The organism is Streptomyces sp. NPDC094147 (genome assembly GCF_044764265.1).
Classification (GTDB): Bacteria; Actinomycetota; Actinomycetes; order Streptomycetales; family Streptomycetaceae; genus Streptomyces.
Genome location: NZ_JBIWHT010000005.1, coordinates 202,344 through 216,772, shown reverse-complemented (window position 1 = coordinate 216,772; position 14,429 = coordinate 202,344). Strand labels below are relative to the sequence as shown.

Sequence of the window (14,429 nt, the reverse complement as noted above, 5' to 3'; positions counted from 1 at the left end):
GAGAAGACGCGGCAGGGGGTGTCGAGGGGAGTGTTTATCGTCAGGCAGACGACTATGATCGCCGCATGTCGCCCTACGACCCGTCGGCCTTCCCGCCCTTCGCCGTGACCGTCGACCTGGTCGTGCTGACCGTGCGCCGCCATGCGCTCTGCGCGCTCGTGGTGCGCCGCGGGGAGCCACCGTTCCAGGGGCGCTGGGCGCTGCCCGGCGGATTCGTCCGCGGCGACGAGGACCTCTCCGCGGCGGCGGCCAGGGAACTGGGTGAGGAGACCGGGCTGTGCGCCTCGGACCCGTCGGCCCCCGCGCCCGTCAACGGCGCCCATCTGGAGCAGCTCGCCACCTACGGCGACCCCAAGCGCGACCCCCGGATGCGCGTCGTCAGTGTGGCCCACCTCGCCCTCGCCCCCGATCTGCCCGCGCCGCGCGCGGGCGGTGACGCGCACAGCGCCCGCTGGGCCCCTGTGGAGGACCTGCTCAGCCAGGACGGCGGATTCGGCCGCGACGGCGAACAGCCTGCGCCGCTCGCCTTCGACCACGCCCAGATCCTGGCGGACGGGGTGGAACGCGCGCGGTCGAAGATCGAGTACTCCTCACTGGCCACCGCTTTCTGCCCGGCCGAGTTCACCGTCGGTGAGCTGCGGCGGGTCTACGAGGCGGTGTGGGGCGTAGCCCTGGATCCGCGCAACTTCCACCGCAAGGTGACCGGGACGCCCGGCTTCCTGGTCCCGGCCGGCGGCACCACGACGCGGCAGGGCGGCCGGCCCGCCCAGCTGTTCCGGGCCGGAGGTGCGACGCTGCTCAACCCCCCGATGCTGCGGCCCGAGGTCTGACACCGGGGCCCGGCACTGGGTACAGCCCGGCCTCGGGGTCGCACCCAAAGGCCTGACACTCGGAGCCGCACTGCCCCAAACCTGCACCAAAAGTCCAAAATGTCGCGTTATCTTGCTGCGGTACCCCGGCCTGCCGCCGAGCCGTCTCACCTACCGCGAGAGAAGCGATGCTCCAGGCAATCGGACTCACCAGCGCCCCCCGCCGAGACCTCCCGTGCCTCGTGGACGACCTCACCTTCGAGGCGAGACCCGGGCAGCTCACCGCCCTTCTCGGCGCGCCCGGCTCGGGCCGGACGACGGCCCTGCGCCTGATGCTCGAACTCGAACCCGGCCGGGGCGTCACCTACTTCCGGGGCCGCCCCCTGCACGAACTCGCGCACCCGGCCCGCGAGGTCGGCACCGTCCTCGGCGATGTGCCCGGCCACCCGGCCCGCACGACCAGGGGCCAGCTCAAGCTGATGTGCACCGTCGCCGGAGTCCCGGTCTCGCGCGCCGACGAGATGCTCGACGTCGTCGGCCTCTCCGGCCTCGCCGAGCACCGCCTCGGCGCCCTCTCGCTCGGCATGGACCGCCGCCTCGGCCTGGCCGCCGCGCTGCTCGGCGACCCGCACACCCTTCTGCTCGACGAGCCCGCCGAGGGCCTCTCGCCCCGCGAGAACGCCTGGCTGTACGGACTGCTGCGCGGCCACGCCGACCATGGCGGCACCGTCCTGTGCACCTTCGCCGACCCGAAGGAGGCGGCCCGGGTCGCCGACCGGGTCGTCACCATCGACGGCGGCCGGCTCGTCGCCGACCAGGACGCCACCGAGTTCGCCCGTACCCGGCTGCGCCCCCGGGTCGCCGTCGCCACCCCGCACGCCGCCCGCCTGGGCGACCTGGTCGGCCGCGAGGCACGCGCCGCCCAGCGCTCCGTCGAGGTGGTCGCCGAGGACGGAACGCACCTGTCCGTGTACGGCAGCAGCTGTGCGGAGGTCGGGGAGACTGCCTTCCGCAACGGCGTGCTGCTGCATCGACTTGCCGACGAGATCGGTGACACCGGCCCGAGCGTCTCCGTCCCACCCCAGGAACGACCCGCCCCGCCCCGGAGTTCCCACCCGCTGCCCATCACCCCGCGACCGGCCCGCACCCCGCTGCGCCCCCTGCGCTACGAACTGCGCAGGCTCCTCGGCGTACGGACGACCTTCCTGCTGGCGTCGGGCATTCTCGCCCTGTCGGCAGTCCTGGCCGTTCTGCTCGCCAGAGCCGGGCACGAGCCGCTGCCCAGGCTCCTCGCCGCCTGGCCGGGCCTGCTTCCGCTGCCGCCCGCCGCGCTCGGCGCCGGCCTGTTCGGCGCGCTCGCCTTCGGCGACGAATACCGCTACCCGGCGCTCGCCGCCGACCGGGGCACCGTCCCGCGCCGGCTCGGCCTGCTCGGCGCCAAGCTCGTGGTGACCGCGGCGGCGGCGCTCCTGCTGGCCGCCCTCGCGGTCGCCGTCGACCAGCAGATGCTGCGCCTCGTGTACGGAGGAGACCTGGCGGGGCTGCCGCGGGGATGGCCCTCGCTGGGCGCGAGTTGGGCCGGTCTCGCCGTCGGCTGCGCCTGGGCCGGGCTGCTCGCGGCCGGGATCTTCCGGGCCACCACCGCGGGCCTCGCCGCGGTGCTGGCCGTGCCCGTCCTCGTCGTACCGCTCCTGAAGAAGGCCCTGGACGGGCCGCCGGCGCGCTCCGTCGCCGGGCTCCCCGACCGGCTGCGCGACCTGGCCTGGGTGCGGTGGCCGCACGGCCTGGACCACTGGCTCGTCGGCGTTCTGCATCTGGTCGCCGAACCGGTCGGCGCCGCACTCGCGCTGTCGCTGTCCGTCCTGGTCTGCGCCTATCTGCTCACCGGCCTTCGCGCCAGGGCCCGTTGGTGATCCCCTCGGGACCTGAGCGCGAGGATCTGCCCACAACTCCCTTGGGGATGCCCGCTTCTTTCCGATAAAGCGTCAATTGCGGGGACGACGGTGATCACCCTTTCGTGTGCTTTTCACCAAAGACCTCAAGGGCCACGGGAGTCCCGCCGACAAAGGGTGCATGAGCACCCTTGCGCACACCATGATGACCGCCCGCACCGTCGACGCCGGCCTCGCGGCCCCGGGCGACCTCGACCGCTACCCGTACGCGGAGGCGCGCCCCTCCGACCGGGTCGGCGCCCCCTCCTGGGACGGTGGTGACGCCGATCTCGGCCGGATGGGCCGGCGCGCGGCGGGCAGCCGAGGCCGGGGTCTGCACGGCCAACTCGTCCAGCAGCTCGGCCAGATGATCGTCTCCGGCGACCTCGGCGCGGACCGCCCGCTGGTCCCCGAGGAGATCGGCCAGCGGTTCGAGGTCTCCCGTACGGTCGTCCGCGAGTCCCTGCGCGTGCTGGAGGCCAAGGGCCTGGTCAGCGCCCGGCCCAACGTCGGCACCCGGGTCCGTCCGGTCAGCGACTGGAACCTGCTGGACCCGGACATCATCGAGTGGCGGGCCTTCGGTCCGCAGCGCGACGACCAGCGCCGCGAGCTGGCCGAGCTGCGCTGGACCATCGAGCCGCTCGCCGCCCGCCTGGCCGCGGGCCACGGCCGTGAGGACGTTCAGCAGCGCCTGGGCGACATGGTGGAGATCATGGGCCATGCGCTCACCCAGGGGGACTCGATCACCTTCTCGCGCGCCGACGCCGAGTTCCACTCCCTACTGATCCAGCTCGCCGGGAACCGGATGCTGGAGCACCTCTCGGGCATCGTCTCCGCGGCGCTCCAGGTCTCCGGGAGTCCGGTCACCGGTTGTGACCGTCCCACCGACGGCTCCCTCGCCCACCACGGACGGATCGTGGACGCCCTCGCCACCGGCGACGCCATGGCGGCCGAGGCGGCCATGCGTCAACTGCTCACCGTCCACCCGGAGGTGGAGCGGGTCGTTCCCGCGCCGCGCGAGCACTGACCGCAGCCCGCCGGACAGGCTGAGCCGCCGGATCCCCCGAGGGGGTCCGGCGCACTCGATTGAGGGGTATCTGTCCCTTGTGGCTCCTAAGTTCCCCTTTGGGGTGTGACTCGGGCCACGAAGATTGCGCGTAACACTCCTCGGAACCATGCGATGACTTAAGAGGTAACAGCCGAGGAGGGAATACAGCGGCCATGCGTGGCGCTGTGCAGCTCCGAGGTTCAGCCCGCGCCCCCGGCACATTCCCAGCCGGTGGTCGTCGGCTCCGGCCCGATCCTGGGCGGGGCCGGAAGCCGTTTTCCATCGTTTCGAGAGGTTGTTCGTGTCGGCCAGCACATCCCGTACGCTCCCGCCGGAGATCGCCGAGTCCGAGTCTGTGATGGCGCTCATCGAGCGGGGAAAGGCTGATGGACAGATCGCCGGCGATGACGTGCGTCGGGCCTTCGAAGCCGACCAGATTCCGCCGACCCAGTGGAAGAATGTTCTGCGCAGCCTCAACCAGATCCTCGAGGAAGAGGGTGTGACGCTGATGGTCAGTGCCGCGGAATCACCGAAGCGCACACGCAAGAGCGTCGCAGCGAAGAGCCCGGCGAAGCGCACCGCCACCAAGACGGTCGCGGCCAAGACGGCCGTGACCACCACCAGGACCGTCGCCGCCTCCGCGGCCCCGGCCGAGACCGTGGACGTGCCGGCCGACGAGGCCGGGGACGCCCCCAAGAAGGCCGTCGCCAAGAAGGCGGCCGTCAAGAAGGCCGTCGCCAAGAAGACGGTGGCCAAGAAGACCGCGGCGAAGAAGACCGCGTCCAAGAAGGGCGACGACGAGGAAATCGTCGAGGGCGACGAGCTCCTCGAGGACGCCGCGCCCGGCAAGGGTGACGACGAGGAGCCCGAGGGCGAGAGCAAGGGCTTCGTCCTGTCCGACGAGGACGAGGACGACGCTCCGGCCCAGCAGGTCGCCGTCGCCGGTGCCACCGCCGACCCGGTCAAGGACTACCTGAAGCAGATCGGCAAGGTCCCGCTCCTCAACGCCGAGCAGGAGGTCGAGCTCGCCAAGCGCATCGAGGCCGGCCTGTTCGCCGAGGACAAGCTGGCGAACGCCGACAAGCTGGCTCCGAAGCTCAAGCGCGAGCTGGAGATCATCGCCGAGGACGGCCGCCGCGCCAAGAACCACCTCCTGGAGGCCAACCTCCGTCTGGTGGTCTCCCTGGCCAAGCGTTACACCGGCCGAGGCATGCTCTTCCTGGACCTCATCCAGGAGGGCAACCTCGGTCTGATCCGCGCGGTCGAGAAGTTCGACTACACCAAGGGCTACAAGTTCTCCACGTACGCCACCTGGTGGATCCGTCAGGCGATCACCCGCGCCATGGCCGACCAGGCCCGCACCATCCGTATCCCGGTGCACATGGTCGAGGTCATCAACAAGCTCGCGCGCGTCCAGCGCCAGATGCTCCAGGACCTGGGCCGCGAGCCCACCCCGGAGGAGCTGGCCAAGGAGCTCGACATGACCCCTGAGAAGGTCATCGAGGTCCAGAAGTACGGCCGTGAGCCGATCTCGCTGCACACCCCTCTGGGTGAGGACGGCGACAGCGAGTTCGGTGACCTCATCGAGGACTCCGAGGCGGTCGTGCCGGCCGACGCGGTGAGCTTCACGCTCCTCCAGGAGCAGCTGCACTCGGTGCTCGACACCCTGTCCGAGCGCGAGGCGGGCGTGGTCTCCATGCGCTTCGGCCTCACCGACGGCCAGCCGAAGACCCTGGACGAGATCGGCAAGGTCTACGGCGTGACCCGCGAGCGGATCCGCCAGATCGAGTCGAAGACCATGTCGAAGCTGCGCCACCCGTCGCGTTCGCAGGTGCTGCGCGACTACCTCGACTAGGTCGCTGTCGTACGTCACCGAGGGCCCGGTCTCCCCAGGGAGGCCGGGCCCTCGTGCGTAGGCGCGCGGGTGCGGCGCGTGGCGGGCTGACTGACGCTGGGTGTGCCTGTGTCACCGAGAGTCAGGAGACCGTATGCGCCGTCCCATCGCCCGCGCCGTCACGGGGGTAGCCGTCCTAGTGGTCGCAGCCCTGGGGACACCCCCGTCCGCGACCGCGGACAGCATCGTCATCGGCGGGCAACCGGTGAGAATCGCAGACAGCCCCTGGGTCGTGGCGATCTCCAGCCGTGACCGGTTCGGAGGTACGCGTGCAGGCCAGTTCTGCGGGGGAGCGGTGGTCTCGCCCACCAAGGTGCTGACGGCGGCGCACTGTCTGCGCCGCGACGTGCTCGGGGTGGACGTGTCGCGGCTGCGGGATCTCAAGGTGATCGCGGACCGTGAGGATCTGCGTTCGGTGAGTGGCCAGGAGATCGCGGTGAGCGCCACCTGGGTCAATCCCGGCTACGACCCGGGCAGCAACGCGGGCGACCTGGCGGTACTGACGCTGGCCAAGCCGCTGCCCGCCTCCTCCGTGATCGCCACGGCCGGAGCGGATGACCCGGGGTACCGCTCGGGCGCTCGGGCCACGGTCTACGGCTGGGGGGACACGACGGGCAGCGGCAACTACCCGACGGTGCTGGGTGCGGCCCATGTCTCCGTATTGCAGGACGCGGCCTGTGAGCGCGCCTACCCGCCGAACTCGGACGGAACGTACCTCCGGTCCACCATGGTGTGCGCGGGCGATCCTGCGGGCGGCCACGACGCCTGTCAGGGCGACAGCGGCGGACCGCTGGTGTCCGGTGGCCGGCTCATCGGCCTGGTGTCCTGGGGGAACGGCTGCGGACTGGCCGACAGCCCCGGGGTCTACACCCGGGTGTCGGCCGTGCCCTGGCCGACGGGCGGGACCGGCTGACCCGGGCACCGACCGGGCATGAGAACGGGCGGCCACTCCCCCTGCACGGGAAGTGGCCGCCCGTCGCCGGTCCTGGACCGGCTCTGGCTCGTCGTGATGCGAGGTGTCAGCGATCCTCGTCGCCTGCGGACTCGGGCACCGCCGTGAGGCGGTCCGTCTCGTCCTGTATGTCAGCGGCGATCTTCTTCAGCTCCGGCTCGAACTTGCGTCCGTGGTGAGCACAGAAGAGCAACTCGCCGCCGCTGGTCAGGACTACGCGAAGGTAGGCCTGTGCGCCGCAACGGTCGCAACGGTCGGCGGCCGTCAGGGGGCTCGCGGGGGTCAGAACAGTAGTCACGTCGCCTCTTCTCTAGCTCGACGAGCTGTCGTACCAGGGTCAACATCCAACCAGGCCGAAAACGTTCCCGCTCGTGGCTTTTCCTCGAAACTTCTTGGTCAAGGTGGCTGTCTGCTGCCGGTTGGCGGCGAATGAGCCGTATTGCTTCGCTTTACGGGTTTCGCGTTGCTTGTCTTGGTTGGCCCTCCCGGCGGGGTTGCCGGTTGTTCATGAGGACGTGCCCGGAGCCTAAATGGTTCATGCCCGGATGGGAACGTGATATCCGCATCACCCCAACGAGGGATCGAACATGTTTGCGATGCTGGACTAGCATGAGGATTCGCGAGGGTGGCGTTACAACGGCTCTACCAGGCCTCGGTACCCTCTGACCGGCGACCGACGCCGAGCCCTTACCCACCAGGGGCGCAATTGAAATTCAGCGAGGAGCGAACTGCGTGACCGCCGAGACGTCCGTTCCGTCCACTGCGCTGCTGAGCGGGGCAGACCGCGACGGCTCCAACTACACCGCTCGGCATCTGCTCGTACTCGAAGGCCTCGAAGCGGTCCGCAAGCGACCGGGCATGTACATCGGGTCCACGGACAGCCGCGGTCTGATGCACTGCCTCTGGGAAATCATCGACAACTCCGTCGACGAGGCCCTGGGCGGCTACTGCGACCACATCGAAGTGATCCTGCACGACGACGCCTCCGTCGAGGTCCGTGACAACGGCCGGGGCATTCCGGTCGACGTCGAGCCCAAAACCGGGCTCTCGGGCGTCGAGGTCGTCATGACCAAGCTGCACGCCGGCGGAAAGTTCGGCGGCGGCTCCTACGCCGCGTCCGGCGGCCTGCACGGCGTGGGCGCCTCCGTGGTGAACGCGCTCTCGGCCCGCCTCGACGTCGAGGTCGACCGCAGCAGCGCGACACACTCGATCAGCTTCCGCCGCGGTGTGCCCGGAATCTTCACCGAGCAGGGCCCCGACTCGCCGTTCGACCCGGGCAACGGGCTGCTCAAGGGCAAGCGCGTGCCCAAGAACCGCACGGGTACGCGAGTGCGCTACTGGGCCGACCGCCAGATCTTCCTGAAGGACGCCAAGCTCTCCCTGGAGACGCTCTACCAGCGCGCCCGCCAGACGGCCTTCCTGGTGCCGGGGCTGACCATCGTCGTGCGCGACGAGCGCGGTCTGAACGGCGAGGGCAAGACCGAGGAGACGTTCCGCTTCGACGGCGGGATCAGCGAGTTCTGCGAGTACCTGGCGCAGGACAAGGGCGTCAGCGACGTACTGCGACTCACCGGCCAGGGCACGTTCAAGGAGACCGTGCCGGTCCTGGACGACCGCGGCCACATGACGCCCACCGAGGTCACCCGGGAACTGGGCGTGGACATCGCGCTGCGCTGGGGCACCGGCTACGACACCAACCTCAAGTCGTTCGTGAACATCATCGCCACCCCCAAGGGCGGCACCCACGTCACCGGCTTCGAGCGCTCGGTCACCAAGACCGTCAACGAGGTGCTCCGCTCCGCCAAGCTGCTGCGGGTCGCCGAGGACGACGTCGTCAAGGACGACGCTCTGGAGGGGCTGACCGCGGTCGTCACCGTCCGGCTGGCCGAGCCGCAGTTCGAGGGCCAGACCAAGGAGGTGCTCGGCACCTCCGCGGCCAACCGGATCGTCGCCAATGTGGTCGCCAAGGAGCTCAAGGAGTTCCTGACCTCCACCAAGCGCGACGCCAAGGCGCAGGCCAGGTCCGTCCTCGACAAGATCGTCGCGGCCGCCCGCACACGCATCGCGGCCCGCCAGCACAAGGAGGCGCAGCGCCGCAAGACGGCCCTGGAGTCCTCCTCGCTGCCGGCCAAGCTGGCCGACTGCCGCAGCGACGACGTGGATCGCAGCGAGCTCTTCATCGTTGAGGGCGACTCCGCGCTCGGCACCGCCAAGCTGGCGCGGAACTCCGAGTTCCAGGCACTCCTGCCGATCCGCGGCAAGATCCTCAACGTTCAGAAGGCGTCGGTCTCCGACATGCTGAAGAACGCCGAGTGCGGCGCGATCATCCAGGTCATAGGGGCGGGCTCCGGGCGCACCTTCGACATCGACGCGGCGCGGTACGGCAAGATCGTGCTGCTCGTCGACGCCGATGTCGACGGCGCGCACATCCGCATCCTGCTGCTGACCCTCTTCCAGCGCTACATGCGCCCGATGGTCGAGGCGGGGCGGGTCTTCGCGGCCGTCCCGCCGCTGCACCGGATCGAGCTGGTCCAGCCCAAGAAGGGCCAGGACAAGTACGTCTACACGTACTCGGACAACGAGCTGCGCCAGACCCTGCTGGAGTTCCAGCGCAAGGGCGTCCGCTACAAGGACACCATCCAGCGCTACAAGGGCCTCGGCGAGATGGACGCCGACCAGCTGGCGGAGACCACCATGGACCCGCGCCACCGCACCCTGCGCCGGATCAACATCGGCGATCTGGAGGCCTCCGAGCAGGTCTTCGACCTCTTGATGGGCAATGAGGTGGCGCCGCGCAAGGAGTTCATCACGAGCTCCGCAGCCACCCTGGACAGGTCGCGCATCGACGCCTGATCCCGGATTGACGAACGCCGGTCCGCGGAAGTCCGCGGACCGGCGTTCGTCATCTCCACCCACGGGTGGAGCCCAAACCTCCACCTGCGGTCCACCCCTGCTCCGATGCCTCTGACCAGGTCATTTCCGTACCTTCGAAGACGTAGAGACCCGTCGATCCCGTCGTCCGGAGGCACCGATGTCCGCGCTTTTCAACGTGTTGATCGCCATCGCGGTGGTGGCGCTGATCCTGGTCCGCCAGTTCAAACCACAGCAGCTGAACGGCTCCCGCTGGTGGATCATCCCCGCGGTGCTCGGGTTCCTGGCGGTGAAGGACGGCGGGCTGACCGACCCGCACCACCATGCCGCGTCCGTCACGCTGCTCGGTGCGGAGCTGGTGACCGGTGTCCTCATGGGCCTCGGCTGGGCCTGGACCACCTGGATATGGACCGAGGCCGACGGCACCGTGTGGAGCCGGGGCACCAAGGCCACCGCCGGGGTGTGGGTCGCGGGCATCGTCCTTCGCTTGGGGCTCGCGGGCCTCGGCGCCGTGGCCGGCATCCACATGGGCACCGGCGCCATCCTGCTCGCGCTGGCCGCATCCCTCCTCGTCCGCGGCGGCGTCCTGATGTGGCGGGCCCGTCCGGCCCTCACGTCGTACGGTGTTGCTGCGGAAGGCCCCCCTCGGCAGGTGTGGAAGGACCGCGTGTGACCCTGGAGAACTGGCTCAGCTGGCCCTCGCGGGAAGCACTCTCGCGAGCGGACCAGACCCGTGCCAAACGCAATCTGGCCCGGACCATCAGGGTGCTGGTGCTCGGCGCGCTGCTCTGGTCCACCTTCACCAGCCGGGCGGGCGCCGGGGGTTGGACGGTGGCGGCGGGGGTGGCCGTCGTGGTGGTCTGCGCCCTGCTGGCCCGCGCCTTCTTCCGCTTCACTCTCGATCACCGGCTCCGGCCGTCGCTGCTCACGCTCCTGCTGCTGATGGGCGCTGCGGCCGGTGCCAAGCAGACGGGGTGGGACGTGGTCGCGCTGATCCTGTGGTGCGGCTGCGCGGTGACGGCGCTCGAACGGCTTCCGCTGGCGGCCGCCGTGCCGTGCACGGTCGCGGCCCTGGGCGCGTTCGCCCTGGTCACCAATGACAACTGGCTGGTCACGGGGGTGACCACGGCCGGGCTCGGACTCGCCGGATATGTGCTGCGGCTCGACGCGGAGGCGCGCGGCACCGCCGTGAGGCTTCTCGCCCAGGAGCGGGCGGCGCGGGCCGCCGAGGCGCAGTCGGCCGCGCTGGGCGAGCGGGCCAGGATCGCGCGCGAGATCCACGACGTACTGGCGCACAGCCTCTCGGCGCAGCTGGTGCAGCTGGAGGCGGCCCGGCTGATGGCCGAGCGGGAGCCGCCCGGGGAGTTCCGCGACCGGATCCTGGAACGGGTGGTGGCCGCCCGGGGCATGGCGCGGGAGGGGCTCGCCGAGACCCGCCAGGCACTCTCCGCGCTCCGCGGAGAGATGACACCGGTCGAGGACTTCCTGCACGCCCTCGTCGAGGGGCCGGGCGGCGGGGGCGGGCCGGCACCCGGCACCCGGGTCCAGGTGGAGGGGGAGCGCAGGGCGCTGCCCGCGGAGGCCTCGCAGACCGTGCGACGGGTGGCGCAGGAGGCGCTGACGAATGTGCGCAAGCACGCGCCGGGCGCGGTCGTGGCCGTACGCCTTGAGTACCTGCCCCATGAAGTAGCCCTGGAAGTACGGGACTCGGGCGGACGGAGCAGCGCCGAGGAGCTCGCTGTCAGTGGCTCCGGATACGGTTTGCTGGGGATGAGGGAACGCGCCGAACTGCTCGGCGGGACCCTTGAGGCCGGGCCGGACGAGGAGGGCTTCGTGGTGAGACTGAGGGTGCCCGCATGACGGGGGACGGGCGCGGGGCACGGGGGAGCATCAAGGTGGTCGTGGCCGACGACCAGTCCGTGGTGCGCGAGGGAATCGTGATGCTGCTCGGGCTGCTGCCGGGCATCGAGGTCGTCGGCTCCGCACGGGACGGCGAGGAGGCCGTCGCCCTCACGGCCGAACTGGCTCCGGACATCGTGCTGATGGACCTGCGGATGCCGCGGTGCGACGGCGCCGAGGCCACCCGTCGTATCCGGGCCGAGCATCCCGGTACGGAGGTGGTGATCCTCACGACGTACGCGGACGACGACTCGCTCTTCCCGGCGTTGAGGGCCGGGGCCCGGGGCTACCTCACCAAGGACGCCGGCGGCGAAGAGATCATGAAGGCGATACACGACGTGCTGGCCGGGCAGGCCGGTCTCGCACCCTCGGTGCAGCGCCGGCTTCTGGAGCGGGTCACCGCGCCGCCGCCCGCCGCCGCACCGGCCGAGCTCCCGGACGGGCTCACCGCGCGCGAGGGCGAAGTGCTCGCTCTGGTCGCCGAGGGGATGTCCAACCCCGAGATCTCGCGGGCCCTGCACATCTCCACCGCCACCGTGAAGACCCACATCAACAACATCTTCGGCAAGACCGGGGTGCGCGACCGGGCCCAGGCCATGCGGTATGCCTATCGCCACGGACTGGCTCAGCCGCCGAGCAGCTCCATCACCTAATGGGGTGAAGCGGGGGCATAGGCGAGTCCACCGCCAGTGCCCTCCGCCCATCCTTGGGCACGCGGCCGAACGGGGTCGTGGGCAAGGAGAACTGTTCGGTGGAGAAGCAGGAAGGGCGTGATCCCGCGGCGGCGAGGATCGACGACCCCTGGTATGACGCCCTCGCCTCCGGGTGGGGCGAGCTGGACGGCGAGACGGTGTCCGCGACCGCGCCCGCCCAGCATTGCGCCGACGAGGACAGACGTCTCAGCGCGGCCGAGATCTATCTCGAAGTGCACCGCAGCGCCGCCTTCCAGGAGGTGCGCCGCCGCTACCGCCGCTTCGTCGTTCCGGCCGCTCTCGCCTTCTTCGCCTGGTACCTCGGCTATGTGATCACCGCGGTCACCGCACCCGGCCTCATGGCCCGCCCGGTGGCCGGCGCGGTGAACGTGGCGATGGCCGCCGGACTCGCCCAGTTCCTCTCCACGTTCCTGCTGACCTGGGCCTACGCGCGCCATGCCCGGCTGCGGCGGGACCGTGCCGCGCTGGAACTGCGCTGGGTCGTGTTCGAGCAGAACCAGCAGGGCAGGCAGCACGAACAGAGCCAACAGAGCCGGCGGGCCGGGCAGAGCCGCCGCGCCCCGCGCATCAACGGGCAGGGCACGACACGGGGGACCAACAGGTGATCGTCGACGGGGACCAACAGACTCTGGCGCTGCTGCTGTTCAGTGCGTTCGTGGCGGCGACGCTCGCCATCACCACTTGGGTGAGCCGCAACCGGCGCGGTTCGGCCGAGGAGTTCTACGCGGGCGGGCGGCTGTTCTCGCCCCTGGAGAATGGTTTTGCCATCGCGGGCGACTACATGTCGGCCGCCTCCTTCCTCGGTATCTCCGGACTGATCGCACTCTTCGGCTACGACGGAATGCTGTACTCCGTCGGCTTCCTCGTCGGCTGGCTCGTGGTGCTGCTGCTAGTCGCCGAACTGGTCCGCAACTGTGGGAAGTTCACGCTGGCCGATGTCGTCGCAGCCCGGATGAGCGAGCGCCCGGTGCGGATCGCGGCGGGAACTTCTTCGGTCACCGTGTCCGTTCTCTATCTGGTGGCGCAGATGGTCGGCGCGGGCAGCCTGGTCTCGCTGCTGCTCGGCGGCACCAGCGACGCCGCGCGGAACTGGACGGTCATCGGGGTCGGCGCCCTGATGGTGGTCTATGTGTCGCTCGGCGGGATGCGGGCCACCACCTGGATCCAGATAGTGAAGGCCGTCCTGCTCATGGCCGGAACGATCGCCCTCGTCGTCCTGGTGCTGCTGCGCTTCCACGGCGACATTAACCTGCTGCTCAACACGGCGGCCGAACACAGCGGCCACGGAAAGGAGTTCCTCGCACCCGGCCTCAGGTACGGCGGGGACTGGACGGCGCGGTTCGACTTCATCAGCCTGGGGCTCGCCCTGGTCCTCGGCACGGCCGGACTGCCGCACATCCTCTCGCGGTTCTACACCGTGCCCACAGCACGGGCCGCCCGCCGCTCGGTCGTCTGGTCCGTCGGTCTCATCGGCGGCTTCTACCTGATGACGATCGTGCTCGGCTTGGGCGCGGCCGCCGTGGTCGGCTCCAACGAGGTGAAGGCGTCGAGTCCCGCCGGGAACACGGCCGTTGCGCTGCTCGCCTACAACCTGGGAGGCGGCGCGGGCTCCACAGGCGGAACGGTTCTCTTCGCGGTGCTCGCAGCCATCGCCTTCGCCACGATCCTCGCGGTCGTCGCGGGCATCACCCTCGCGTCCTCGGCGTCCGTCGCCCACGATCTGTACGCCTCGCTGCGGCGGCGGCATGCCAAGCAGCGCAGCGAGGTGGCGGTCGCGCGGGTCGCCGCGGTGGGGATCGGCGCGGTGGCCATCGCCCTCGGGCTGCTCGCACGCGACCTCAATGTGGCCTTCCTGGTCGGCCTGGCCTTCGCGGTGGCCGCCTCCGCGAACCTTCCGGTGCTGCTCTACTCACTGTTCTGGCGGAACTTCACGACGCGGGGCGCGGTGTGGTCGGTGTACGGGGGGCTGGTCCCGGCGCTGTTCCTGGTGCTGGTCTCGCCCGTGGTCTCCGGCAGCCCCGAATCGCTGTTCCCCGAGGTGGACTTCCAGTTCTTCCCGCTGCAGAACCCCGGGCTGATCTCCATCCCGCTCGGTTTCCTCGCGGGCTGGCTCGGCACGGTGACCTCACACGAAGCCCCGGACGAAGCGAAGCACGCGGAGGCGGAGGTACGGGCGCTGACGGGGGCGGGAGCGGTGTAGCCGCGCCCGTGGAACCCCGACGAGACCCCGGCGGGCACCCTTGGCCGCCCCGTCGTGGGCCGCACAGCCCCCAACGGCCGTCGGCAGCTGGCCAATTGGCCCTCACACAGCC

12 protein-coding genes are annotated in these 14,429 nt (G+C 70.5%); 11 read left to right on the top strand and 1 reads right to left on the bottom strand.

Annotated features, from left to right (window positions below):
* Positions 1–65 precede the first annotated feature (65 nt).
* The 5 genes from ACIQ8J_RS11490 (at position 66) to ACIQ8J_RS11470 (ending at position 6,595) form a co-directional block, all read left to right on the top strand.
* Entirely contained in the window at positions 66–830 is a 765-nt protein-coding gene (locus ACIQ8J_RS11490; protein WP_403270687.1) for an NUDIX domain-containing protein, read from the top strand.
* Between the two features lie 167 nt (positions 831–997).
* Positions 998–2,722: an ATP-binding cassette domain-containing protein gene (locus tag ACIQ8J_RS11485; RefSeq protein WP_403270690.1), complete on the top strand. Its 1,725-nt coding sequence runs from the start codon at positions 998–1,000 to the stop codon at positions 2,720–2,722.
* Between the two features lie 160 nt (positions 2,723–2,882).
* Complete coding sequence (locus tag ACIQ8J_RS11480) at positions 2,883–3,767, top strand: FadR/GntR family transcriptional regulator (RefSeq protein WP_403270693.1); 885 nt, start codon at positions 2,883–2,885, stop codon at positions 3,765–3,767.
* 322 nt (positions 3,768–4,089) lie between these two features.
* Positions 4,090–5,643, top strand: coding sequence for an RNA polymerase sigma factor (locus ACIQ8J_RS11475; RefSeq protein WP_403270696.1), 1,554 nt, complete (start codon positions 4,090–4,092; stop codon positions 5,641–5,643).
* A gap of 133 nt (positions 5,644–5,776) precedes the next feature.
* Positions 5,777–6,595, top strand: coding sequence for a S1 family peptidase (locus ACIQ8J_RS11470; protein ID WP_403270699.1), 819 nt, complete (start codon positions 5,777–5,779; stop codon positions 6,593–6,595).
* Between the two features lie 106 nt (positions 6,596–6,701).
* Here ACIQ8J_RS11470 and ACIQ8J_RS11465 read toward each other — a convergent pair whose 3' ends face one another.
* Positions 6,702–6,932, bottom strand: a complete 231-nt coding sequence (locus tag ACIQ8J_RS11465; RefSeq protein WP_053725523.1) for a hypothetical protein — start codon at positions 6,930–6,932, stop codon at positions 6,702–6,704.
* Between the two features lie 434 nt (positions 6,933–7,366).
* Here ACIQ8J_RS11465 and ACIQ8J_RS11460 point away from each other — a divergent pair, with 434 nt between their 5' ends.
* From ACIQ8J_RS11460 to ACIQ8J_RS11435, 6 genes are all read left to right on the top strand, one after another.
* Positions 7,367–9,487 carry a type IIA DNA topoisomerase subunit B gene (locus ACIQ8J_RS11460; RefSeq protein ID WP_403270702.1) on the top strand — a complete coding sequence of 707 codons (2,121 nt, stop codon included), beginning with the start codon at positions 7,367–7,369 and terminating at the stop codon, positions 9,485–9,487.
* A 178-nt stretch (positions 9,488–9,665) separates the two neighbouring features.
* Positions 9,666–10,178, top strand: coding sequence for a DUF1453 domain-containing protein (locus ACIQ8J_RS11455; protein ID WP_403270704.1), 513 nt, complete (start codon positions 9,666–9,668; stop codon positions 10,176–10,178).
* Positions 10,175–11,365, top strand: a complete 1,191-nt coding sequence (locus ACIQ8J_RS11450) for a sensor histidine kinase (RefSeq protein WP_403270707.1) — start codon at positions 10,175–10,177, stop codon at positions 11,363–11,365. The genes ACIQ8J_RS11455 and ACIQ8J_RS11450 overlap by 4 nt, the downstream gene beginning before the upstream one ends.
* The gene (locus ACIQ8J_RS11445; protein WP_403270710.1) at positions 11,362–12,057 is read left to right on the top strand and encodes a response regulator; all 696 of its coding nucleotides are present in this window, start codon (positions 11,362–11,364) and stop codon (positions 12,055–12,057) included. Before ACIQ8J_RS11450 ends, ACIQ8J_RS11445 begins: the two co-directional genes overlap by 4 nt.
* 98 nt (positions 12,058–12,155) lie before the next feature.
* Positions 12,156–12,722, top strand: a complete 567-nt coding sequence (locus ACIQ8J_RS11440; protein ID WP_403270713.1) for a DUF485 domain-containing protein — start codon at positions 12,156–12,158, stop codon at positions 12,720–12,722.
* The gene (locus ACIQ8J_RS11435; RefSeq protein WP_403270715.1) at positions 12,719–14,317 is read left to right on the top strand and encodes a cation acetate symporter; all 1,599 of its coding nucleotides are present in this window, start codon (positions 12,719–12,721) and stop codon (positions 14,315–14,317) included. Before ACIQ8J_RS11440 ends, ACIQ8J_RS11435 begins: the two co-directional genes overlap by 4 nt.
* The last annotated feature ends 112 nt before the right edge of the window (positions 14,318–14,429 follow it).

Coding starts and splice junctions, on each gene's coding strand:
- ACIQ8J_RS11490 (WP_403270687.1), top strand. CDS start 66: ATGTCGCCCTACGACCCGTCGGCCTTCCCGCCCTTCGCCGTGACCGTC.
- ACIQ8J_RS11485 (WP_403270690.1), top strand. CDS start 998: ATGCTCCAGGCAATCGGACTCACCAGCGCCCCCCGCCGAGACCTCCCG.
- ACIQ8J_RS11480 (WP_403270693.1), top strand. CDS start 2,883: ATGAGCACCCTTGCGCACACCATGATGACCGCCCGCACCGTCGACGCC.
- ACIQ8J_RS11470 (WP_403270699.1), top strand. CDS start 5,777: ATGCGCCGTCCCATCGCCCGCGCCGTCACGGGGGTAGCCGTCCTAGTG.
- ACIQ8J_RS11455 (WP_403270704.1), top strand. CDS start 9,666: ATGTCCGCGCTTTTCAACGTGTTGATCGCCATCGCGGTGGTGGCGCTG.
- ACIQ8J_RS11445 (WP_403270710.1), top strand. CDS start 11,362: ATGACGGGGGACGGGCGCGGGGCACGGGGGAGCATCAAGGTGGTCGTG.